General features: G+C 63.8%; 18 protein-coding genes. 9 read left to right on the top strand and 9 right to left on the bottom strand.

The genetic code is table 11. The features are described from left to right. Nucleotides 1-10 precede the first annotated feature (10 nt). From ACN50D_RS03720 to ACN50D_RS03710, 3 genes are all read right to left on the bottom strand, one after another. Nucleotides 11-1,183: a cation:proton antiporter gene (locus ACN50D_RS03720; protein WP_003942634.1), complete on the bottom strand. Its 1,173-nt coding sequence runs from the start codon at nt 1,181-1,183 to the stop codon at nt 11-13. Between the two features lie 7 nt (nt 1,184-1,190). Beyond that, nucleotides 1,191-1,673, bottom strand: coding sequence for a cation:proton antiporter regulatory subunit (locus ACN50D_RS03715; protein ID WP_021344116.1), 483 nt, complete (start codon nt 1,671-1,673; stop codon nt 1,191-1,193). A gap of 86 nt (nt 1,674-1,759) precedes the next feature. Beyond that, a complete protein-coding gene (locus tag ACN50D_RS03710; protein ID WP_211920257.1) occupies nt 1,760-2,137 on the bottom strand; it encodes a DUF952 domain-containing protein in 378 nt (125 codons plus the stop codon). A gap of 234 nt (nt 2,138-2,371) precedes the next feature. On the opposite strand from ACN50D_RS03710, the gene ACN50D_RS03705 reads away from it, so the two are divergent. Continuing rightward, a complete protein-coding gene (locus ACN50D_RS03705) occupies nt 2,372-2,563 on the top strand; it encodes a DUF7455 domain-containing protein (RefSeq protein ID WP_003942643.1) in 192 nt (63 codons plus the stop codon). Between the two features lie 133 nt (nt 2,564-2,696). On the opposite strand, the gene ACN50D_RS03700 is transcribed toward ACN50D_RS03705, so the two are convergent. After that, the gene (locus tag ACN50D_RS03700; protein ID WP_003942642.1) at nt 2,697-4,475 is read right to left on the bottom strand and encodes a DEAD/DEAH box helicase; all 1,779 of its coding nucleotides are present in this window, start codon (nt 4,473-4,475) and stop codon (nt 2,697-2,699) included. 256 nt (nt 4,476-4,731) lie between these two features. Between ACN50D_RS03700 and ACN50D_RS03695 the strand changes: the two genes are divergently transcribed. Further along, nucleotides 4,732-5,994, top strand: a complete 1,263-nt coding sequence (locus tag ACN50D_RS03695) for a YihY/virulence factor BrkB family protein (protein WP_030536891.1) — start codon at nt 4,732-4,734, stop codon at nt 5,992-5,994. Here ACN50D_RS03695 and ACN50D_RS03690 read toward each other — a convergent pair. Next, nucleotides 5,967-6,203: a DUF3039 domain-containing protein gene (locus tag ACN50D_RS03690; RefSeq protein WP_003942602.1), complete on the bottom strand. Its 237-nt coding sequence runs from the start codon at nt 6,201-6,203 to the stop codon at nt 5,967-5,969. The two genes, ACN50D_RS03695 and ACN50D_RS03690, sit on opposite strands and share 28 nt — an antisense overlap. Before the next feature lie 83 nt (nt 6,204-6,286). On the opposite strand from ACN50D_RS03690, the gene ACN50D_RS03685 reads away from it, so the two are divergent. The 3 genes from ACN50D_RS03685 (at nt 6,287) to ACN50D_RS03675 (ending at nt 9,303) form a co-directional block, all read left to right on the top strand. Continuing rightward, on the top strand, nt 6,287-6,646 hold the full coding sequence (locus ACN50D_RS03685) for a DUF3099 domain-containing protein (RefSeq protein WP_003942638.1): 360 nt from the start codon (nt 6,287-6,289) through the stop codon (nt 6,644-6,646). 26 nt (nt 6,647-6,672) lie between these two features. Then, complete coding sequence (locus ACN50D_RS03680; RefSeq protein ID WP_211920258.1) at nt 6,673-8,172, top strand: DUF7059 domain-containing protein; 1,500 nt, start codon at nt 6,673-6,675, stop codon at nt 8,170-8,172. Nucleotides 8,173-8,331: 159 nt separating this feature from the next. Continuing rightward, complete coding sequence (locus tag ACN50D_RS03675) at nt 8,332-9,303, top strand: sigma-70 family RNA polymerase sigma factor (protein WP_003942639.1); 972 nt, start codon at nt 8,332-8,334, stop codon at nt 9,301-9,303. A 124-nt stretch (nt 9,304-9,427) separates the two neighbouring features. Here the strand turns inward: ACN50D_RS03675 and ACN50D_RS03670 are convergent, their stop codons facing one another. Further along, complete coding sequence (locus tag ACN50D_RS03670; protein ID WP_030536893.1) at nt 9,428-12,139, bottom strand: bifunctional GNAT family N-acetyltransferase/acetate--CoA ligase family protein; 2,712 nt, start codon at nt 12,137-12,139, stop codon at nt 9,428-9,430. Continuing rightward, entirely contained in the window at nt 12,132-13,403 is a 1,272-nt protein-coding gene (locus ACN50D_RS03665) for an acetoin utilization protein AcuC (RefSeq protein WP_003942159.1), read from the bottom strand. Before ACN50D_RS03665 ends, ACN50D_RS03670 begins: the two co-directional genes overlap by 8 nt. A 176-nt stretch (nt 13,404-13,579) precedes the next feature. On the opposite strand from ACN50D_RS03665, the gene ACN50D_RS03660 reads away from it, so the two are divergent. Both ACN50D_RS03660 and galE read left to right on the top strand, forming a co-directional pair. After that, nucleotides 13,580-14,266 carry a metal-dependent transcriptional regulator gene (locus tag ACN50D_RS03660; RefSeq protein ID WP_003942150.1) on the top strand — a complete coding sequence of 229 codons (687 nt, stop codon included), beginning with the start codon at nt 13,580-13,582 and terminating at the stop codon, nt 14,264-14,266. Between the two features lie 8 nt (nt 14,267-14,274). Continuing rightward, nucleotides 14,275-15,264 (top strand): UDP-glucose 4-epimerase GalE, encoded by a 990-nt coding sequence (gene galE / locus ACN50D_RS03655; protein ID WP_209908421.1) that lies wholly within the window; start codon nt 14,275-14,277, stop codon nt 15,262-15,264. On the opposite strand, the gene ACN50D_RS03650 is transcribed toward galE, so the two are convergent. Together ACN50D_RS03650 and ACN50D_RS03645 are read right to left on the bottom strand one after the other, a co-directional pair. Then, a complete protein-coding gene (locus ACN50D_RS03650) occupies nt 15,261-16,394 on the bottom strand; it encodes a DUF4192 domain-containing protein (protein ID WP_211920260.1) in 1,134 nt (377 codons plus the stop codon). The two genes, galE and ACN50D_RS03650, sit on opposite strands and share 4 nt — an antisense overlap. A 155-nt stretch (nt 16,395-16,549) precedes the next feature. Then, entirely contained in the window at nt 16,550-17,305 is a 756-nt protein-coding gene (locus ACN50D_RS03645) for a sensor domain-containing protein (RefSeq protein WP_042919947.1), read from the bottom strand. Between the two features lie 355 nt (nt 17,306-17,660). On the opposite strand from ACN50D_RS03645, the gene ACN50D_RS03640 reads away from it, so the two are divergent. Next, a complete protein-coding gene (locus ACN50D_RS03640) occupies nt 17,661-18,620 on the top strand; it encodes a proteasome assembly chaperone family protein (protein ID WP_209908416.1) in 960 nt (319 codons plus the stop codon). A gap of 181 nt (nt 18,621-18,801) precedes the next feature. Beyond that, on the top strand, nt 18,802-19,839 hold the full coding sequence (locus tag ACN50D_RS03635; protein ID WP_007732813.1) for an alpha/beta fold hydrolase: 1,038 nt from the start codon (nt 18,802-18,804) through the stop codon (nt 19,837-19,839). Nucleotides 19,840-19,849: the final 10 nt, after the last annotated feature.

The following is a 19,849-nucleotide window of genomic DNA, read 5'->3' as shown; positions in this document are numbered from 1 at the left end:
AGGACCGCAATCAGGACTTCGTACGAACCTTGATGTACAACGAGGCGACCGGTTCGATAACTCTTGCCGCCACCGGGCCGATGACCGCCATCAGGAGCACGTAAGCAGTTGCCAATGCGGCAAGTTCGGCGTCGACGGCGCCTGCGGACACCGCGAGGCCTGCGATGATGATGGAGAACTCACCGCGGGCGATCAGAGCGGCACCGGCGCGCGCCTGACCCATTCGCGCGACACCCTGACGTCTGGCCGCCCAAGCGCCGGTTACCAGCTTCGTGATCGCCGTGACCACTGCCAGGATCGCGGCCCATCCGAGGACTGGCGGAATGGAACTGGGATCGGTGTTGAGACCGAAGACCACGAAGAACATTGCGGCGAACAGATCTCGAAGGGGCTCGAGCACGCGACTGGCATTGTGCGCCGTCGACCCCGAGATCGCGATTCCGAGGAGGAATGCGCCCACAGCCGCCGACACCTGCATCGCCGAACTGATGCCGGCGACCAACAGTGCGGCACCGAGCAGCTTGAGCAGGAGCGTCTCACTGTCGGGACTGTCGAGGAGGGCGGAGACGTACCGTCCGTATCGGAGGGCCACGACAAGAACCACGGTGATGACCAACAACGAGATCCCGACCGCTTCGAGCCCGCCCATGAAGCTCACGCCCGCGAGCATCGCGGTCAGAATCGGCAGGTACAGCGCCATCGCCAGGTCTTCGAACACCAGAATCGACAGCACGACCGGTGTCTCGCGGTTACCGAGGCGCCCCAGGTCGCTGAGCACCTTGGCGATGATTCCCGAAGACGAGATATAGGTGACGCCGGCCATGACCGTCGCCCCCACGACGCCCCAACCGAGCATCAAGCCGACAACCGCGCCAGGGGTGGCGTTGAGGACGATGTCGACGATGCCGGCTACCCGCGAGCGTTTGAGACCGGTGACGAGCTCGGCCGCAGTGTATTCGAGCCCCAACAGCAGCAAGAGCAGGACGATCCCGATCTCACTTGCCAGATGGGAGAACTCGCCGATGTCGCCGAGCTGGATGAAACCGCCCTGTCCGAAGCACAGGCCGCCGATCAGGTAGAACGGGATCGGCGACATGCCGACGCGAGCAGCGAGCCGTCCGAGCAGTCCGAGCGCGAAGAAGACCGCGCCGAGTTCGATCAGTGCGAGGGTGGTTGTGTCCACGCGCCAGTCAGCCGTTGGCCAAGATTTTTGCCGCTGCAGCCAAACCGTCCGGCGTTCCGACTGCCACGAGAAGGTCTCCCCCGGTGAACGTGAAGTCGGGGTTCGGAGACGGGCTCACCTGTCCTGCGCGCATGACGGCGACGATGGACACTCCGGTGCGCGTGCGCATGCCGGTGTCCCCGAGGGTCTGTCCGTCGTAGCGAGAACCGTCCTTGATGTAGAGCTGTTTGGTTCGAATGCCCGGAAGGTCACGGTGCTCTTCCTCGAGCTGAGCAACGAGCTGGGGGGCACCCAGGAGATTGCTGAGCGCTGCCGCTTCCTCGGTGGTCAGAGGCAGCGAGGCAGCACACGCGTCAGGGTCGTCTGCCTTGGAAACGATGAGGTCGGTATGACCGTCCCGATGGGTGACGACACCCACGCGACGACCGGAAGACAGAACAAAATCCTTGCGCGTCCCGATCCCCGGTAGTGGGGTGACTTCTACGTTCATATACCAACGGTAGCGCCGATCGGTGACCTGCATCGCGGGAGGGCCGTAATCCGCGGGGCACAGTTCACGACCGGCCAACCGGCGACCTACCGAACCGGCGAAAACAAGCCGTTCTCGCCCGGAAAATACTCGACGACAGCGGTGACGGCTGCGACGGGAATCGGGGCGTACAGATGCGGGAATCGCATCGATTCCGGGTCCGAGGGGACACCCGGTTCGTACTTGACCTGACCGCCGAGCAAGGCCGGATCGATAGCCAGAAGGACTATGTCGTCACGGCCGGCAAAGATCCGATTGGCCGGGAGATGAACTTGCGCCGGAGTCGACATGTGGACAAATCCCTCCGCCTCGAATCCGTCGGGGATACGTTCACCGAGCTGTTGTGCCCGCGCCCACTCCTCGCGCGTGCACATGTGGAGCAACTCGACGCTCTCGTCGACAAGTGGTTCGCGTCCCGGGTTCATCCGCCCAGAATATCGGGCTGAGGTCGGCGATCCGAATCAGCTGTCAGCGAACAATCTTCACCCGAGAATGCCTGCCCAGCGCATTTCCAGTGAGACACAACACTAAGAAACGCCTTCGGGAACAACCCGTAAACCCCAAACGTCTGTAAGAGTGGATCTACCGCGCCATTCCGACGCGGCGGACCAGGCCCCAGGCACGCGGCCCGAATGCCGCAAAGCCAGTACGGAGGAGTCATGCCCGGAACACTGACCAGCCCACAGTTGACCGCTGCCGACCGGTGCGACCGGTGCGGTGCCGGAGCACGCGTACGCGCCGTGCTTCCCACCGGCGGCGAGCTTCTCTTCTGCGGACACCACGCAACCGAACACGCGGATCGACTTCGCGAGATGAATGCCGTCGTCTCCGAAAGCGAACCCGCAATCTGACCTGTCAGCCGGGGGTGGCCTCTTCACGAGGCGCGCCATGAACGCCAGAACGGGCGATCACAGTCACTGTGATCGCCCGTTCTGCCGTTCCGGGGTCGCAAGCACGCGAAGCGTGCGGGACCGGTATCGGCTGCTACCAGCTGCGGAGAATCGCGATGCGTTCGGTCAGCTGATCGACAGTAGCGATGGCCGTCGGCGGACCGCCGCACACCCGGCGCAGTTCCGCGTGAATGATGCCGTGCGGCTTACCGGTGCGGTGGACGTTCATCGCCACCAACCCGTTCAGCTCCTTGCGGAGCGCACCGAGCTGATCTGCCGTGGCCGCTCGATCGGATACCACTGCCGCCGTGGGTTGCGGGGCGGCAGCCTTGGCCGAGTTGGCCTCGACCTGTGTCTGCTGGCGTTGACGCAGCAACGCCCGCATCTGATCGGCGTCGAGTAGACCTGGCAGACCGAGGTAGTCGGCTTCCTCGTCACTTCCGGCGAATGTCGCGGTACCGAAGGACGATCCGTCGTAGATCACCTGGTCGAGTTCGGCATCGGCGCCCAGGGACGTGAACGCCTTCTCCTCCTCGCCCAGCTCGTCCTTCTGCTTGTTCGCATCGGCGAGCAGGTCGTCTTCGAGGCCGTCCTTCTCACGATGCGGCTTGCCGAGTACGTGATCACGCTGGGCCTCGAGCTGTGCGGCAAGGTCGAGAAGCACCGGCACCGACGGCAGGAAGACGCTGGCAGTTTCGCCCTTACGACGCGAGCGCACGAAGCGCCCGATCGCCTGAGCGAAGTACAGCGGAGTCGACGCGCTGGTCGCGTACACACCGACCGCCAGACGGGGAACATCGACGCCCTCGGACACCATGCGGACCGCGACCATCCATTTCTGGTCGCTCGCACCGAATTCGGCGATTCGCTTGGACGCGGTGGGGTCGTCGGACAGCACGACAGCCGGCTGTTCGCCGGTGATCGCGGTCAGGGCCTTCGCGTACTCGCGGGCCACTGTCTGGTCCGTCGCGATGACAAGTCCGCCGGCATCGGGCATACCGGTACTGCGCAGCTGCGCCAAACGGGTGTCTGCTGCTTGCAGCACGGCAGGAATCCAGTCGCCGGCAGGGTCCAAGGCCGTGCGCCAGGCCCGAGTCGTCTGCTCGGCGCTCAGCGGCTCGCCGAGTCGAGCGGTGAATTCCTCGCCGGCGTTGTTTCGCCACCGTGCCTCGCCCGAGTAGGCGAGAAACACGACGGGGCGAACCACGCCGTCCTTGAGGGCATCCGAATATCCGTAGGAGTGGTCGGCTTTCGAGCGGAGCAGACCTTCCTTGTCCGGCTCGTACTCGACAAAAGGAATGGCACTGTCGTCACTGCGGAACGGGGTTCCGGTCAGTGCGAGACGCCTGGTCGCGTCGCCGAACGCTTCACGAATGGCGTCGCCCCAGCTCTTGGCGTCGCCGCCGTGGTGGATCTCGTCGAGGATGACCAGCGTCTTGCGGCCCTCGGTCCGCACACGATGCTTCGACGGGTGCGAGGCAACCTGGGCGTAGGTCAGCACGACGCCGTGATAGTCACTCGAGGTCTGGCCGGTCGAGTTGGAGAACCGCGAATCCAATGCGAGGCCGGAGCGCTGTGCGGACTCCGCCCACTGGTGTTTGAGGTGCTCGGTCGGCGCCACGACGGTTATCTGGTCGACCGTCCGGTCACGGAGCAATTCCGAAGCTACCCGCAGAGCGAAGGTGGTCTTACCTGCTCCCGGCGTTGCGACCGCCAGAAAGTCACGCGGGCTGCTGGAAAGGTATTTGGTCAGTGCACGGCGCTGCCATGCACGAAGGGAACCGGTAGGGGCGCCAGGTTGGGTTCCCGCGGATTGAGCTCCGGCGGGTTCGGGCGACTTGCCGAACTCGGCTGCCACGGTCTCAGACGTCATAGGCCGCGCCTCCACTGGAATCGCACTGTTGTCTCGCGCTCCTCGAATTTTCATCAATGTCCGGCGACGAGCCTAGCCGCCGCCACCGACGAAAGCCGCACTCGAAGCGCGTACTCATGGCCGTTCTCACTCCGGCCGGCGAGGTTTCGCTTCTCTCGCATCCTGCCGACCTGCACGCGAATTGTCTCAGAAATGTGCGACACGTCGGCGCCATGGTTGGGCAACCGGGTGTGTCGTCAGGGATGCTGGAGACATCATGAGTGAAGCGCGAGGCGAGAAGTCGAGCGGAAGTGATCTGCACCACCGCAGATGGCATCCGCTACGCCGCACCGGGCAGTTGATCGGTCGAACCCTGAGCAAGGCCTGGGACGATTCCATCTTCGGAAAGGCGGCTACGGCCGCGTTCTGGCAAACGCTGTCGCTTGCTCCCCTGCTGCTCGGCCTTCTGGGAATGATCGGCTACATCGGTGGGTGGTTCGGACCCAACACCGTCGAGATCATCGAATCCAAGATCGTCACGTTCAGCGGAACGATCTTCAGCGAAAGCGTCGTCGACCAGATCATCCGCCCGACGGTGACGGACGTCCTTCAGCGCGGACGCCCGGAGATCATCTCGGTGGGCTTCCTGCTCTCCCTGTGGGCGGGATCATCGGCGATCAGTACGTTCGTCGACTCGATCGTGGAAGCACACGGGCAGCAGGATGCCCGCAATCCCATCTGGCAGCGCATCTTCGCCCTGCTGCTCTACGTGATGTTCCTGGTGATGGCGGTGTTCATCCTGCCGCTGGTAGCTCTGGGGCCGACGCTCGTCGGGCGAGCACTGCCGGCCTCCTGGTACGTGGTCGGATCGAATCTGGTCGACACGTTCTACTATCCCGCTGTCGGTCTGCTGGTGATCATCGGCCTCACGACGCTCTACAAAGTCGCTCTGCCGAAGTCGCTGCCGTGGCATCGGCTGCTCGCGGGCGCCCTGGTCGCCGGTGTGTTCTTCATGGCCGCCAGCACCGGATTGCGCTGGTACCTGGGATTCGTCACCAGCACCGGCTACACGTACGGCGCACTGGCAACGCCGATCGCGTTTCTGCTCTTCACGTTCTTCCTCGGTTTTGCCGTCGTGCTCGGCGCCGAGTTCAACGCGACGGTTCAGGAGTTCTGGCCCGCTCGTGCCACTCGGATGGAGCAGATGCGAGAGTGGCTTGCGGCTCAGAACACCGACGAAAAGACCGGTCCGGTCACCAACCTGACCTGGCACCTGGCCACCAGCCCGATCCGCATCTCGGGCGACAAAGCGGACCCGGCCACGGTCCCCTCGTACGGGCGGCCCCGCAGCAGACAAACCGAGAGCAGACAATCGGAGTCGCGCCAGAACTCGTGCGTCGACCAAGATCCCTGCGATGAACCGCACGCAGACGCGAAGAGCCCGGCGGCCGACTGCGTCGAGGCTGTCGATCCGCCGAGCTCCGGAAGTACTCCCGCTCGCCTGACCCGAGGTCAGTCGCCCTTACGGAGTCCTTCGTAAATCTTCTTGCAGTCCGGGCACACCGGTGATCCCGGCTTGGCGGACTTCGTCACGGGAAACACCTCACCGCACAGCGCGACGACATGGGTTCCCATGACGGCGCTCTCGGCGATCTTGTTCTTTTTCACGTAGTGGAAGAACTTCGGGGTGTCGTCGTCGGTCGTTTCGTCGGTGGAGACGTCGGGACGTTCCTTGGTTTGAGTGCTCACCCCTCCAATAATGCCGTCTCCGTCACAGCGGTGCGACCCACGGGTCGTGTGCAATTGTCGGCCGAGAGTGGAACAGTGGAGTCATGGCACGAAATGGCGCGTTCGGCAGGTCCGACGAGGCCGGGACTCCCGACAATCCCGTACTGATCACCGAAGCGCAGCAGTCCGTCGAAGAACAGCACAAAGCCCGAGTGCGCAAGTACATGATCATCATGTCCTTCCGGTTCCCGGCGTTGATCCTCGCGGCGATCGCGTACGGCATCTGGGCCAACGCCTGGATCTCGATGCTCATCATCGGTGCATCCATTCCGCTTCCCTGGATCGCCGTCCTGATCGCCAACGACCGACCACCGCGCACCAAGGACGAACCGAGTCGATACGACGGACGAAAGAAGACCGCAGGCGAGATCGAATCCGCGACGCACCACACCATCGAAGGCTGACAAGTTCCGCCTGCGAGAATGACGGGGTGAGAAGCGAAACGCTCCTGTCCATCACCCCTGCGCTGCGTGAGGCTCTGCTTCGCAATCGATTCGACACCGGAACCATGCTCGAGGCGTTGGGTCCCGAAGTTCACGCTGCTCTCGGCCGAAGTGAGCCGGTGCCCGTGCGCCGCGCCACCCGAGAACTCGGGGACCTGGGCGTTCTCATCAGACTGTTCCTTCTCGCCGATGACTGCCCGGCGGGCGACGTCGCCGCGGCGCTGGCTCCGCTGACAATCGCGCAGTGCGTCGACGCCGGTCTGCTCGAAGGTGAGAACTTCGACAGTGAGAATCCGCTCGTGCGGGCCGCGGTGGATCTTCGCCCCATCGACGTCGGCGACGGCGATCGTTGGGTGATCTCGGATCTCGACGGCGGAATCCGTCCCAAGAAGGCCACGGCCGATCATGTGCTGGGCGTCGGGCATGCGTCACTGTCCTTGCTGCAGGCCACGCCCACCGCGAGGGTCGGCAGCGTGCTCGACCTCGGTACGGGATGCGGCATCCAAGCCCTGCACGCGAACACGTACGCCGATTCGGTCACCGCAACCGACATCAATCAACGCGCTGTCGACCTCACGGCAGCAACCATGGCCCTCAACAGACTGGACGTCGAACTCCTTCAAGGGTCCTGGTTCGAACCCGTCGAGGGTCGAACCTTCGACCAGGTGGTCGCCAATCCGCCGTTTGTCGTCGGCGAGGCACGCGTCCATCACACGTACCGCGATTCCGGCCTCGATCTCGACGGTGCGAGCGAATTGATGATCTCGCAATCGATCGACTACCTGAACCCCGGCGGCACGGCAGCTCTGTTGGCGTCCTGGGTGCACGTCGAAGGGCAGGACTGGCGGTCGCGGATCGCGTCGTGGCTGCCGGCCCACGGCGTCGATGCCTGGGTGGTCCAGCGCGATGTCGCGGATCCGGCTCTGTATGTAGGCACGTGGCTCAAGGACGGCGGGCAGGATCCTCGAGATCCGGAAACGGCATCGAGAGCAAACGCCTGGCTGGATCACCTCGAAGAAGCCGATGTCGAGGGCGTCGGCTTCGGTTTCGTGTTCCTTCGCCGCACCGACTCCCCCACCGACCTGATGGCCGAGGACCTCATGCACGGCTTCTCGGACCCGCTCGGGGCCGAGGCGCTCGCATACTTCGACCGTCTTGCCTGGTTGCGTGAACACGACGTCCTCGAGGAACGCTTCGTCCTCGATCCGGACACGGCTCTCGAACGCGTCTACCTCCCCGGTGACGAGGGATGGCAACAAGTGGTCACGCGTGTGCACCGCGGCAACGGACCGCACTGGCAGCACGAGATCGACGAGCTCGGTGCTGCGCTGTTGGCCGGACTCCGAGCGGATGGACTGGTGGTCGACGAATTGATCGAACTTCTTGCCGCGGCGAACGGCGAAGACCCGGACCAGCTACGTGAGGCCGTCGTCACAATGATGGTCTCGCTGGTTCGGCACGGGTTGGTGCTTCCCGTCACGAACTGAGTTCCCGGTGAGTTGCAGATTTTTGTGTTCTCAGCAACTTCTCAGGACGACTGGGAAATAACTGCAGGTCACGGCGATTTAGCGGAAATCGGCACGGGAACTTTCCCGGAACTCTCACACGTTGAACTGTGTGAGAGACCGCCGATAGGGAGGCAAGTCATGACAAGCCCCAGCACCACTACTCGCATTCGTCCGAGCGCCGCAGATCTGGACGCCCAGAGCCCGGCCGCAGACCTGGTCCGCGTCTACCTGAACGGGATCGGTCGTACCGCACTGCTGACAGCAGCAGACGAGGTCGAACTGGCGAAGCGAATCGAAGCGGGGCTGTACGCCAGCCACGTTCTTGCCACGGGAAAGCGCCTGACAGTCGCCAAGAAGAGGGATCTCGCAACGATCGTTCGCGAGGGACAGTCGGCACGTAGCCACCTCCTGGAAGCGAACCTGCGACTCGTCGTGTCGCTGGCCAAGCGCTACACCGGCCGCGGCATGCCGCTCCTCGATCTGATTCAAGAAGGCAACCTCGGACTCATCCGTGCGATGGAGAAGTTCGACTACGCCAAGGGCTTCAAGTTCTCGACGTACGCCACCTGGTGGATCCGTCAGGCGATCACCCGCGGAATGGCTGATCAGAGCCGCACCATCCGGCTCCCAGTCCACCTCGTGGAGCAGGTCAACAAGCTCGCCCGCATCAAGCGCGAACTGCACCAGCAGCTCGGGCGAGAAGCCACGGACGACGAGTTGGCCGAAGAGTCGGGCATCCCGGCGCACAAGATTGCCGACCTGCTCGACCACAGCCGCGACCCGGTAAGCCTGGACATGCCTGTGGGCAACGACGAAGAAGCGCCCTTGGGCGATTTCATCGAAGATTCCGAGGCGACCTCGGCCGAGAACGCCGTCATCGCCGGTCTGCTGCACAGCGATGTGCGCAGCGTGCTCGGGACGCTCGACGAGCGGGAGCAGCAGGTCATCCGACTTCGCTACGGTCTCGACGACGGCCAGCCCCGCACCCTCGATCAGATCGGCAAGCTCTTCGGCCTCTCGCGTGAGCGGGTTCGTCAGATCGAGCGTGAGGTCATGGGCAAGCTCCGCGTCGGTGATCGCGCCGAGAAACTGCGGTCCTACGCGAGCTGATCAAACAACACAGCACGTGCGTCAGCGCGCCACACCACTCGCGCTGACGCACCGCACAAAGCACCGGCCACCGCTACTTCCCTCCCCCTCGGGAATGTGCGGTGGCCGGTGTTGTTCGCTGTGTCTACCGCAGCCGCCTGGGCCCCAGGTCGATTGCGCTCGGCTCAGGTCCGATTCGGACACGTGAATCGGTGATCTCCGCGCCGGTAGCCGAAGCGAGTACCGGCTCACAGGCCAGTTCGCGGACTTCGGGAATGTCGTCGGCCAGCGCCGAGATGCGCTGGACCAGATCAACCAACGCACCCTTGTTGACCGGAACGGCGTTGCGGTATCCGGAGAGAAGCGGCGCGGCCTTGGGCGCGTCGATCAATTCCGTAGCAGCGTCCTCGGTGAGAGGCAGTACGCGATAGGCACGGTCACCGAGGAGATCGGAGATCACACCGGCAAGCCCGAACGAGATCAGCGAACCGAACGACGGGTCGTCTTGGACACCAACCACACATCCGATGCCCTTGGTTGCCATTTTCTGCACGTGCAGCAGCGGTTCACCCGACGCGGCCGCAAGATCTCGGTAAGCGAGGCGCACCGATTCCGGTCCACTCAGATCCAGCCTGACACCGCCCAGATCCGGTCGGTGTCGCCACATTTCGCCGGTTGCCTTGACCGCGACCGGGTAGCCGACAGCATCCGCTGCCTCTACTGCTTCGTCTTCGCTCAGGACCGAACGGAATTCGACGACGGCGACCCCGTAACACTCGAGCAGCGCCGCCGCTTCCACATCTGAAAGCCAACGGCCAGGAGAGTTTTCAAGCCAATCGGCCACCATCTTCTGGGCTCGCTCGGAGTCGATACCCACGGGGCGAACCACCTTCGACGCAGGCTTGCTGCGCCACTCCGCATATCGCCAAGCCCTCGCCAACGCCAGGGCGGCACGCTCCGGCCCCGGGTAGGACGGCACCGAACCGCGGGTCGGGTTACCGACTTCGTCACGAACCGCCAGGACGTCCGGCACACCCTCAGCTGCGAGGAACGTGGTGAGAATCGGCTTGTCCGAGCCTGCGACGGCGTCCTTGAGTGCTTTCGCGAACGGCTCGACCGGAATGGCGACCGGAGGAACGAAGACGGCAATGACGGCATCGACGTCGAACGACGCCAAAGCGTCGCGCACGGCAGTGGCGAACAGTTCCGGACTCGCCTGGGCGCCGAGGTCGACCGGGTCGCTGACCTGCAGACCTTCACTGCGGGCCGCGTCCGCAGCAAGGACACCGAGCGCGGTCGAGTTGCCGATGACCGCAAGCCGGGGGCCGGCGGGCAACGGTTGGTATCCGAAGAGCAAGGCGCAGTCGAACAATTGTGAAATGGACCCGACCTGAATGACGCCCGCCTGTTCGAAGAGGGCGCGGACGATCGAATCGTCGATCTCGACTCCGGTGGCGGCGAGCACCGGCGGAACCGCGTGCCGACCGCTCTTCACTGCGACGATCGGCTTCTTCCGCGCAACTCGACGCGCGATGCGAGAGAACTTCCGTGGGTTGCCGAAGCTCTCCAGATAGAGAAGGACCACTTCGGTGGACTGGTCGGAATCCCAGTACTGCAGAAGGTCGTTACCCGAGACGTCCGCACGGTTACCGGCGGAAACGAAGGCGGACAATCCGATTCGGCTGCGCGCGGCTTCGTCGAGAATGGCGATACCGAGCGCGCCGGACTGACAGAAGAAGCCGACGTTGCCTGCCACCGGCAAGACCGGCGCGAGCGTCGCATTCAACGAAATCGCCGGGTCGTTGTTCGCGACACCCAGCGCATTCGGGCCGATGAGGCGCATACCGTGAGCGCGCGCTGCATGGACCAGTTTGCGTTCGGACGAGCGCCCGTCCGGACCACTCTCACTGAAGCCCGACGAGACGACCACCAGCGCTTTGACGCCCTTGTCGAGGCAGTCGTCGAGTACCGAATTGATCGATTCTGCAGGTACAGCCACGACGGCGAGATCGACGTCGTCGGGGATGTCACGAACCGTCGGATATGCCCGAACGCCGTGTACCGAACGATGCTCCGCGTTGACGGGATAGACCGGTCCGGTGAATCCGCCGCGCAGCAGGTTGGTCAACACCGCGTTACCCACTTTGGCCGGGTCCGCTGATGCGCCGATCACCGCCACCGATCGCGGGCTGAGCACGTTTCCCATGCTGCGGGCCTCAGCTGCCCGCTCACGCGAATTACGTACTGAAACAAGCGCTTCCGTCGGGTCGATCGCGAATTCGAGTCTCAGCACGCCACCGTCGAAAGAGCGGCTCACCTGATACCCCGCCTCACGGAACACCGTCACCATGTTGCGGTTCTCGGAGAGGACCTCGGCGACGAACATCGTCAGACCGTTCTCGGCCGCTGCCGCTGCCAGGTACTCGAGCAGGATCGGGCCGAGGCCGCGCCCCTGGTGTGCGTCGGCGACGACGAAGGCGACCTCGGCAGACTTTCCGTCACCGACGTCGAGCAGTCGCTCGTATCGACCCACCGCGATGATCTCGTCGCCGAGCATCATCACGAACGCCACGCGGTTGTGGTGGTCGACCGTCGTGAAGTTCTTGACGTCGCGCGCCGACATCGTGGGGTACGGGCCGAAGTAGCGCAGATACCGGGTGCGCTCGGAGAGTTTGCCGTGGAATTCGACGAGCTTGTCCGCGTCTTCGGGAACGATGGGTCGCAACGCCACCGCTCCGCCGTCGGAGGCGAGAACATCGACTACCCAGGAATGGGGATAGGTGTGAGCGGGGTCGGTCTTCGGCGCCTGGCCGCTCGCCTCGCCGCCGGCAGCTTCGGTATCGGACTGTTCAGTCACGGGGATCCTCCGGGTCGAGTCCGAGTAGCGGGAACGAAGCGCGACGTGTCGCGATGATCGCCGAGTCGATACGGGTGAGTGCACGGTCCACCGAGGCGACACCTGTCTCCGGTGTACCACCCGGGCCGTCCCACGGCGTGTAGGCGACATCGCCGCCGTCCCCCATGGTCGGCGGGAGGTCGACGCTCGGCGCTCGCAGCTTCGTCGATTCCTTCCAGTCTTCCGGGACAGCGGTGTCGACGTCGATCTCGCGATCGAGCGCTGCAGCGATCAAGTGAGTCCATGCCCTCGGCACGACGCGCACCAGTCCGTATCCCCCGCCTCCGACTGCCAGCCACCGCCCCTCGGAGTAGCGGTCGGCGAGGTCACGCATCGCCAGGAACGCGGCGCGCTGACCGTCGACGGTGAGGGCGAGATCCGCGAGCGGGTCCTCGCGGTGCGAGTCGACTCCGCACTGGCTGATGATGATCTGCGGGCGGAAGGCTGCAATGGCTCCCGGGACGACGGCGTGAAATGCACGCAGCCACAACGCGTCGACGGTTCCGGGCAGCACCGGGATGTTCACCGCCGTACCTTCGGCGGCCCCGTCGCCGACCTCGCTCGACCATCCGGTGTTCGGCCACAAGGTTGCCGGGTGCTGATGCAGCGAGACCGTGAGCACCCGCGGGTCCCCGAGGAACGCATGTTGCACTCCGTCGCCGTGGTGAGCGTCGACGTCGATGTAGGCGATGCGGTCGTAGCCGTTGTCGAGCAGCCACGAAATCGCAACCGCCGCATCGTTGTAGACGCAGAATCCAGAGGCCCAATCCGCCATCGCGTGATGCATGCCGCCGCCGATGCTGACCGCGCGCCTCGTACGTCCCGAAGCGATTTCCTGCGCTGCGGCCAGCGAGCCGCCGGCGAGGATCGCACTGGCTTCGTGCATGTGCGGGAAGACCGGGTTGTCCTCGGTACCGAGCCCGTGGGGAACATCCTGGCCGCTCACACCGTTGTTCGCAGAGTTACCCGCGTCTTTGACCGCTGCAAGATATGCCGGTGTGTGGATTCTGAGGAGGTCGGCATCGGACGCGGCACTCGGTTCGAGAAATTCGATGCCCTCGAGAAGTCCGAGGCTTCGCGAGAGTGCCATCGTGAGATCGAGGCGAGTGGGATTCATCGGGTGATCGGCGCTCCACCGATAGCTCAGGTACTCCGGACTCCACACCACGACTCGATTCGCTCGAGACGCCGCGGGGTCCCCGTCAGATCTGATCGACGCGGTCATGGGATCACGCTACTTCCTTCTCGTTTCGTGCTGCACACCACACTCGTGGCCCGCTTCGGAGACCGAGATCGAGTGACACGAATCCAATTCGGACACGCGCTGGACTCGCCGCGGTGGAGGCGGCACCGGAACCACGAACTGAACGGTAGAATGATCAACTGACGAAGGGGTTGAGTGTGAAGGATCTAGTCGACACCACGGAGATGTATCTCCGGACGATCTACGACTTGGAAGAAGAGGGCGTAGTCCCACTCCGGGCGCGGATCGCCGAACGGCTCGAACAGAGCGGACCCACCGTCAGCCAGACTGTTGCGCGTATGGAGCGTGACGGCTTGCTGATGGTCGCCGGCGATCGACATCTGGAACTCACCGACAAGGGTCGCGATCTCGCGATCTCTGTCATGCGTAAGCACCGGTTGGCAGAGCGCCTGCTGGTGGACGTCATCGGTCTCAAATGGGAAGACGTACATGCCGAGGCATGCCGTTGGGAGCACGTGATGAGCGAGGAGGTCGAGCGTCGGCTCGTCGTCGTTCTGAACAACCCCACGACGTCGCCCTACGGCAACCCGATTCCGGGCTTGGACCAGTTGGGACTCGACGGCCCGGTTGCCACCACCGAAACATTGGTGCGCCTGACCGATATTCCGCACGGCGCACAGACAGCTGTGGTCGTTCGGCGACTGGCCGAGCACGTGCAGTCCGATCCCGAGGTGATCGCGCAGCTGCGTGACGCCGGCGTCGTTCCCGACGCCAGGGTGACGGTCGAAACCCGTCCGGGCTCGGTGACGATCATCGTGCCGGGTCACAGCGGGTTCGACCTGTCCGAGGAAATGGCTCACGCCGTTCAGGTCAAGCAGGTCTGAGGAAGTAGATGAAACTCCTGGTCACCGGCGGCGCCGGTTACGTCGGCAGTGTATGCAGCACTGTGTTGCTCGAGCGTGGACACGAGGTTGTCGTCATCGACGACCTCTCCACCGGAAATGCCGACGCGGTGCCTGCCGGTGCCGAGTTCATCGAAGGAGACGTGGGAGCGCTTGCTGCCGACGTCCTCGGCAGTGCGGGTTCACCGGTTTTCGACGGTGTGCTTCACTTCGCAGCGCAGTCGCTGGTGGGCGAATCGGTGCTTCACCCTGAAAAGTACTGGCGCGGAAACGTCGTCACGACCATCGAGTTGCTCGAGGCTATCCGTGTCTCCGGTACTCCCCGCCTCGTGTTCTCGTCCACCGCCGCTACGTACGGCGAACCGGAGCAGTCCCCCATCGTGGAGACCGCTCCGACCCGCCCCACCAATCCGTACGGCGCGACCAAGCTCGCGATCGATCATGCGATCACCTCGTACTCGATCGCCCACGGCCTCGGTGCGACGAGCTTGCGCTACTTCAACGTCGCAGGTGCGTACAAGTCCGCCGGCGAGAACCGGGTGATCGAAACCCACCTGATTCCACTCGTCCTGCAGGTCGCGCTCGAACAGCGGGACAAGATCTCGGTCTTCGGAACCGACTGGCCCACGCCGGACGGAACCGCGGTACGCGACTACATCCACGTGCTGGACCTCGCCGAAGCACATCTACTGGCGCTCGAATCCTCGGTTCCCGGCGAGCACCGCATCTACAACCTCGGAAGCGGTGCCGGCTTCAGCGTGCGCGAGGTGATCGCCGCCTGTGCGCGGGTCACCGGCCTGCCGATCAACGTCGAGGACGCGTCACGACGGCTGGGTGATCCGGCAGTACTGATCGCATCGAGCGACAAGGCGATGGCCGAGCTGGGTTGGACGCCCACGCGTACCGATCTCGACGTCATCGTCGCCGACGCATGGCAGTTCCTCCAGGATCTGGGCGACCGCTCACACGCTGCTCGCTAGCTTCCATTCGGCAGTGCCGGCGGCAAGCCGGTGATTCCGAGCGATTCCCCGATGGACAATCCGACGGCCGCGAGGTCACGGATTCCGTCGGGGCGCATACCGGATTGCAGCGATAGATCCAGCAATCCCGCCAAGGTGTGTTCCGAATCGGCCGACAGCGCGGCCGACAGCGCAACACCTGCCAGAGGTCCGTCGCCACGCACGTATGCAAAGAAGCCGAGAAGTGTTGCCGGCCAAGCTCGTTCGGGCGACGGGACTTCATGGGTGAGCAGGAGCCACAATTGCTCAGCATGTGCCGCAACGGACGTGATCGCCAATCCCAGCACCACGTCGCGCACGCGTACGTCCGTCAATGCGACCACCAGATCGGCGCATTCCTGCGGGTCAGGGCGGTGAGCGCCTGCCTCGACACGGCGGACGTGTTCCAACACCAGATCGATCCGGCACTGAACTGCGGTTTCACCGCTCGGTCCCCCACTGTGCGCGCTCGACTCTCGTCGGCTCGCGATCAGTCGGGCAATCGTGTCGTGATTGCGAGCGGCGCCGTGTACCCACCGGACCAGTTCCTCACGCGAACGGCGAATGACCCTCCCGCCCAACACCTGTGCTGCTGCAACCGACGAAGATGCCGGGTCTGGCAGGGTGCCGCGGTGAATCGAACGCATGACGCTCGTCCACGGCTGGCCAGATTCTATTGCGGCCGTGCACAATACGTCGGCCAGCTCGACGCAGGTTCCGCCGAGCATGTCTTCGAATACCTCGGCCAGCTCGATGGTTTCATCGATCAGAGTTTCAGCTGCCGAGCAATCGGTGATCACCACGAGAACGACCGCACGCGCGCCTTCCCCGTCACAGACGGCGGCGAACTGGCGCAGCGCCGCGCTCATCTGCCTCGCGGGCTTTCCCCTGACACTGGGAAAGTAGTCGTGCCGCATCACTGGTCCGAGCGTCGAGGCGGAGGCGCCCATCAGAGACAGCGCAACCACAGAGTTGGACGGATGGAAGCCCAGGAGTGCGGGTATTGCCGCGATCAATTCGCCTGGATCGGAGACGCGTTCGACGCATCCGAGAAGGGCGGCAAGGTCGTCGTCGGAGAATTCGAATTCTCCCGGAAGAGGTGATGTCGTCATGCACACACCGTCGCTGATCACCCTGACCCGGCCGTCTGCTCGACCAGGGAAAACAGCTGCGTCCAAGTCGTCTGTGGATTACCGCATTTGTTGGGGACCAAGTACCGCGCCGCACCGAGCAGCTCCGCTACTTGTCGGACCTGTGTGCTGCGAAATCACTTGCCTGCTTTGACCTTCTGCACGGCTGCGGTGAACGCTTGATCCAGCGGTGCCGTCGAGGGCGTCGCAGAACCGAACGTCATCAGTGTTGTCGCCACCCGTACGTCGCCGACCTGCGCGATCAAGGTCAGCATCGTCTGATCACCGGCTGTGGCCTTGGGGGACACGACAGTGCGGCGAAGTGACATCGTCTTGTCGGCATCGATCGGCGACGGCGGAAGAATTTCCGTCGTCACTGTCGTAGTGACGCCGTTCGCAGTGACAGTCATGGACGGGCACTGCCGAGTTTGCGCTTCCAACTCGTCCAGTGGTGCATCGACCTTCGTGAGTTCGACCGAAATCGTTGCCCTCGTCGCGTTGTCGGTCCCGACCGCCATCACGGTCCCGTTCGGACCGTAATCCTGTTCCGGTGGCTCACATTCGGACGGATCGACGGTGGCACCGCGCGGGACGCCGACTAGATCCGGCGCTGCCATCGGAACGGCTTGCGGGGGCAGCACAACAGCGCCGAAGGGCTCGGGGAATTCCTCGGGAGTCAGCAGCAGTTCGGACAGCGGTGCCGCCGTTTTCGGAGAGGTGGATTTCGGCGTCGAGGATTTGGGTGCAGCCGTCGTACTCGGCGCCGCCGTGCCGCTGTCGGTCGCACCGGCAGTCGCCGGCGCGGAGTCCGGAACGGGTGCTCCTTGGACAGACCCGGAGCAGCCCGCGAGTAGTGCAACGGCGGCCACCGCAGCAAGTGAGCATGCGGCCACTCGCCTGGACGATCGTGGACACACCCGCATGTAAGCCTCCGCACTCGACCGATCCCGACAATCGACCAATCCATTTCGGACAAATCGGCCGTGCCGACCTTGTGTTCCACTCTGCCATGTCCGAAGCCGCGCACCCGACATCTAACGAACGCCCAGGCCAAGTGTCGAAAGATACCGCTCAGCTTCGCTCTCGGCGAACGCCCGTCTCATCGGATCGGGAATGATCGGTCACCGACTCGGTGTTCTTACCGATGAACGTCTGATCCAGTGCTGTCGGGCACCTGACTCCGATGCTGTCGCGCGTGCGCCGATAGTGGACACTTGAGATCAAGACCGAAGAGCGAAGGGGACTGCGATGGACGAACAGTCGAGGATGTACGAGCTGGAATTTCCGGCGCCCCAGTTGGCGGCTGCCGACGGCCAGGGGCCGATCCTGATTCACGGACTCGAGGGTTACTCCGACGCCGGTCACGCCGTGAAATTGGCGACGACGCATCTGCGCGAAAGCCTCGAGACCGAGCTTGTCGCGTCGTTTGCTGTCGACGAGCTGATCGACTACCGCTCACGTCGACCGACGATGACGTTCAAGGCCGATCATTTCTCCGATTACGACGCTCCGGCGCTCAATCTGTACGCACTGCGCGATACGGCCGGCACGCCGTTCCTGCTGCTTGCCGGGATGGAACCGGACCTCAAGTGGGAGCGGTTCACCACAGCTGTTCGACTGTTGTCCGAACAGTTGGGAGTGCGTCGAACCATCGGGCTCAACGCGATTCCGATGGCAATCCCGCACACCCGACCGCTCGGTGTGACAGCACATTCGACCAACAAGGACCTGATCCAGGACCATCAGCGTTGGTCAGGTGAACTGCAGGTTCCCGGCAGCGCATCATCACTGCTCGAGCTTCGTATGTCTCAGCACGGGCACGAGGCGATGGGCTTTTCGGTGCATGTCCCCCACTACCTCGCGCAAACGGACTACCCGGGCGCCGCAGAAACTTTGCTCGAAAACGTTTCCGAGGTTTCGGATCTGGAGTTGCCCTTGGTGGCACTGGGTGAGGCCGCGGCGCGCGTTCGGGAACAGGTTAACGAGCACATAGCCGGGAACGAAGAAGTTCAGACTGTAGTCCACGCTTTGGAGCGTCAATACGACACTTTTGTCGCCGCTCAGGAACAACAGTCGTCCCTTCTGGCCGGCGAGGCCGACCTTCCCAGCGGTGACGAGATCGGCGCAGAGTTCGAAAAGTTCCTGGCCGAACAGGCAGGAAATGACGACTTCGGCTCAGATGGAGACCTCGATCGAGGCGACAACTGACGAAAATGTGACGGGCGGGGCGCATAATTCGACATTGTGCGCATTCCGCAACCCCTCCGTTACCTGGGCTGTTGTTCAGGACACATCCGTCGGATAGCCTCAAACTCTGTGTGATTTTCGTTGACGGCTCAACAACTGGAGCAGACAGTCAACGTGGTCACACGCCGAGCCAGGAGGCGACATGAGCAGACCACGGAACCGTCAGCTCCGACCGGTCCCCGACGAGGAACCGCGGATGATGTTCCGGACGATTCACGGCTACCGACGCGCATTTCGGATAGCCGGCGAGGGTCCGGCAGTACTGCTCCTGCACGGAATCGGCGACAACTCGTCGACGTGGACCGAGATCATTCCCCACCTCGCCAAGAAGTACACGGTCATCGCACCTGACCTGTTGGGTCACGGCCGTTCCGACAAGCCACGCGCGGATTACTCGGTAGCCGCGTACGCCAACGGCATGCGGGATCTTCTGTCGACGCTCGGCATCGAGCACGTCACCGTCATCGGGCACTCGCTCGGCGGCGGCGTAGCGATGCAGTTCTCCTACCAATTCCCACACATGGTGGATCGCCTCGTGCTGGTCTCAGCCGGTGGCGTCACCAAGGACGTCCACCCGCTGCTGCGGCTCATGTCCGTTCCGGTGGTCAACGAGGTGGTAAAGCTGCTCCGGATACCTGGTGCGATGCCGCTCGTCCGGATGGCCGGGAACCTTGCCGGCGTAGTTCACGGTTCAAATTTGCGTCCCGGCACCATGTTGCACGACACACCGGACCTGATTCGCGTGCTCGCTGATCTCCCCGACCCCACTGCCTACGAGGCATACCTTCGTACGCTGCGGGCCGTCGTGGACTGGCGCGGACAGGTCGTCACGATGCTCGACCGCTGTTATCTGACCGAGAATCTGCCGGTTCAACTGATCTGGGGCGACGACGACTCCGTCATTCCCGTCTCCCACGCTCACCTCGCGCACGCGGCGATGCCGAACTCACGCCTCGAAGTCTTCCGCGGCTCGGGCCACTTCCCGTTCCGCGACGATCCGATGCGTTTCCTGCAGATCGTCGAAGATTTTCTTTCCAGCACCGCACCACTCGTCTTCGACGAGGCTCGCTGGCGCCACATGCTGATCTCCGGGGTCGGCGAGAACACCATCACCGGAACGTCGTCCACCCGCATGGCGGTGCTCGACGCCATGGGCTCGGACGAGCGAAGCGCAACCTGATCTACGGTTG

The organism is Rhodococcus sp. SB1D, assembly GCF_048573875.1.
Lineage (GTDB): Bacteria > Actinomycetota > Actinomycetes > Mycobacteriales > Mycobacteriaceae > Rhodococcus_F > Rhodococcus_F qingshengii.
The sequence above is the reverse complement of the archived record's forward strand: the minus strand, read 5'-3'. Positions and strand labels throughout refer to the sequence as shown.

Bases quoted from the DNA above. Each gene is read 5' to 3' on its own strand.
- ACN50D_RS03715 (WP_021344116.1), bottom strand. From the start codon at position 1,673: ATGAACGTAGAAGTCACCCCACTACCGGGGATCGGGACGCGCAAGGAT.
- ACN50D_RS03710 (WP_211920257.1), bottom strand. From the start codon at position 2,137: ATGAACCCGGGACGCGAACCACTTGTCGACGAGAGCGTCGAGTTGCTC.
- ACN50D_RS03705 (WP_003942643.1), top strand. From the start codon at position 2,372: ATGCCCGGAACACTGACCAGCCCACAGTTGACCGCTGCCGACCGGTGC.
- ACN50D_RS03700 (WP_003942642.1), bottom strand. From the start codon at position 4,475: ATGACGTCTGAGACCGTGGCAGCCGAGTTCGGCAAGTCGCCCGAACCC.
- ACN50D_RS03695 (WP_030536891.1), top strand. From the start codon at position 4,732: ATGAGTGAAGCGCGAGGCGAGAAGTCGAGCGGAAGTGATCTGCACCAC.
- ACN50D_RS03685 (WP_003942638.1), top strand. From the start codon at position 6,287: ATGGCACGAAATGGCGCGTTCGGCAGGTCCGACGAGGCCGGGACTCCC.
- ACN50D_RS03675 (WP_003942639.1), top strand. From the start codon at position 8,332: ATGACAAGCCCCAGCACCACTACTCGCATTCGTCCGAGCGCCGCAGAT.
- ACN50D_RS03665 (WP_003942159.1), bottom strand. From the start codon at position 13,403: ATGACCGCGTCGATCAGATCTGACGGGGACCCCGCGGCGTCTCGAGCG.
- galE (WP_209908421.1), top strand. From the start codon at position 14,275: ATGAAACTCCTGGTCACCGGCGGCGCCGGTTACGTCGGCAGTGTATGC.
- ACN50D_RS03650 (WP_211920260.1), bottom strand. From the start codon at position 16,394: ATGACGACATCACCTCTTCCGGGAGAATTCGAATTCTCCGACGACGAC.
- ACN50D_RS03640 (WP_209908416.1), top strand. From the start codon at position 17,661: ATGGACGAACAGTCGAGGATGTACGAGCTGGAATTTCCGGCGCCCCAG.
- ACN50D_RS03635 (WP_007732813.1), top strand. From the start codon at position 18,802: ATGAGCAGACCACGGAACCGTCAGCTCCGACCGGTCCCCGACGAGGAA.